General features: G+C 68.6%; 2 pseudogenes. Both read left to right on the forward strand.

What is annotated here, in order from left to right:
• Positions 1-2,380 (forward strand): annotated as a pseudogene (locus L979_RS12360) (ATP-dependent RecD-like DNA helicase); the annotation flags it as partial.
• Between the two features lie 140 nt (positions 2,381-2,520).
• A pseudogene (locus L979_RS12365) lies at positions 2,521-2,713 on the forward strand (sulfate permease); the annotation flags it as partial.

Below are 2,713 nucleotides of genomic sequence, written 5' to 3' on the forward strand. Positions count from 1 at the left end.
CACCGCCGCGCCGTCAGCTTCTACACCCTCATCTGCGAAGAGCCCGATGGGCTGGCGGTTCGCCACCATGCACGATCGGGAAGCGATCGTCGCGATGGTTGCCGATGCCGCCGAGTTCGTTTCCCTTCGGCTGACGCCGCCCGAGTTCGCCGCCTAGCCCGCCATGTTCCGCCGCCCCGACGGCACCTCGGTGTTCCGGCCGAAGAGCTCGACCGTGTTCACCTCCGAGTCCCAGCTCGCTGCCGAGGACAGACTCCTCGAACGAGCAGCGAACCTGACCGGGCCGACGGTGCCGCTCGCAACGGTCGAGAAGATCACGCGCAGACCCGACGCGGATGGTCGGATGCTCGGCGACGACCAAGCCGACGCCTTGACCCGCATCGCGGTGTCAGGACGGATGCTCGACGTGCTGGTCGGTCCTGCCGGGGCAGGCAAGACCACCGCCATGAACGCGCTCCGCCGCGCCTGGGAATCCGAGCACGGCTCCGGTTCCGTCGTCGGGCTCGCTCCGTCAGCGGTTGCCGCACAGGTCCTCGCCGACGATCTCGGGATCGAGACTGAGAACACGGCGAAGTGGTGGCAGAACCACCTCCTCCACGGCACCACCTTCGAGGCGGGACAGCTTGTCATCATCGACGAAGCCTCCCTCGCCGGCACCCTGTCACTGGACCGCATCACCCACCTCGCCCAAGACGCGGGCGCGAAGGTGCTGCTGGTCGGCGACTACGCCCAACTGCAATCCGTGGACGCCGGCGGCGCGTTCGCGATGATCGCCAGAGACCGCGCCGACACCCCCGAACTGGTCGACGTTCACCGCTTCACCCACGCCTGGGAGAAGACCGCCTCGCTCGAACTGCGCCACGGACGCACGGCGGCTATCGACACTTATCTCACCCACGAGCGCATCACCGACGGCGACTCCGAGGCCATGACCGACGCCGCCTACAACGCCTGGCGCGCCGACCGCGACGCCGGACTCGTCTCGGTGCTGATCGCCGAAACCCACGAAGACGTGACCATGCTGAACGGTCGCGCCCGCGCCGACCTGATCCTCAACAAGACGCTGAACCCCGACCGCGAAGTCGAACTGCGCGACGGCACCGCCGCAGGCGTCGGCGACACCATCATCACCCGACGCAACAACCGGAACCTCCGCACCATGGCAGGGCGGGACTGGGTACGCAACGGCGACATCTGGACCGTCACCGCCGTGGGCGACGACGGGACAATCACCATCGCACGTGACTACGGGAACGGCACCACCGTCCGCGACGACGGCACCAGCAGGGCTCGTCGGCGGAGACGCAGGTTCGGCGGCAGCATCGTCCTCCCAGCCTCGTACGTGGCCGAGCATGTCGATCTCGGCTACGCAGTCACCGCCTACCGCGCCCAAGGCATCACGACCGACAGCGCGCACGTGCTGGTCGAACCGACCTCGACAAGGGAGACCTTCTACGTCGCGATGACCCGAGGACGGCACTCCAACCACGCCTACGTGACCCTCGACCGCGCCGACGACCACGCGCAGCCGCACCCCGGCGACGACCCACATGCCACAGCACGAAGCGTGCTCTACGGCGTTCTGCAGCACAGCGGAGCCGAACTCTCGGCGCACGAGACCATCTTGGCTGAGCAGGAACAGTGGGGCTCTATCGCTCAGCTCGCCGCCGAGTATGAGACCATCGCCGCCGCCGCCCAGCACGACCGCTGGGCCACCCTCATCCGCGGCTCCGGGCTCACCGAGGAACAGGCCGAGAACGCCATGGAGTCCGAAGCGTTCGGCCCGCTCGCGGCCGAACTCCGACGCGCCGACGCCAATCATCACAACGTCGATGTGTTGCTGCCGCGCCTTGTGGGCGCGCGCGGGTTTGGTGACGCGGACGACATCGCCGCCGTCCTCCACTACCGGGTCGAGCGCGCGACCGCCCGGCCCGCAGGCTCCGGCAGGACCCGCAAGCCGCCGCGACTCATCGCCGGCCTTATCCCGCAGGCGCACGGAGTCATCGACGCCGAGATGCGGACAGCTCTCCACGAGCGAGAAGCGCTGATCGAGCACCGCGCCGGCGCCGTACTCGAAGTTGCGCTGACCGAGAGCGCACCGTGGACGTCGGCACTCGGAACGCCGCCTACCGACCGACGACGAGCCGCGGCCTGGCGCAAGTCTGCACGAGTGGTCGCCGTCTACCGCGACCGCTACCGCATCACCGACGACGCGCCCCTCGGCGCCCCGCCCGAATCAGCCGCGCAGAAGATCGACGCTGCGAGGGCGCGATCCGCGCTCGACCACGTACGTCAGCTGGCCGCTGATGAGAGCCGTCAGGCAGAGGCCGGTCTCCAGTCCGCAAGGCGCGACCAGTCCGGCCCCGGGCGCAGCATCTGACCCTTCCCAATGTCGGGGCCGCGGCGTAGCCTTGAAGGTGAGGCGGATTTCTCCTTACCTTTGGGCCGCTCGCGGCAGACCTTCGGGTCACTCTCCACGCACCGTCTCGACAACGACTCGCGTGTTGAGAGGAGCCCATCGTGATCCGCCTACTGTGGACAGCCAGCGCCGAGGTCCGCTACTTCCTGCGCCGATACATGCCGAGCAACGTCCTGCTCGACCTGATCCGCACCCGGAAGGGACTGAAGTGGGGCGTGCCAGCGATGCTCCTCGCCGGCCCCTACCTGGCCGCCGCCTTCTGGTGCACCACGCTCATCGAGAGTGGCGGCCCAG

Origin of the sequence: Kocuria sp. ZOR0020, from assembly GCF_000800955.1 — a bacterium.
GTDB classification, from domain to species: Bacteria; Actinomycetota; Actinomycetes; order Actinomycetales; family Micrococcaceae; genus Kocuria; species Kocuria subflava.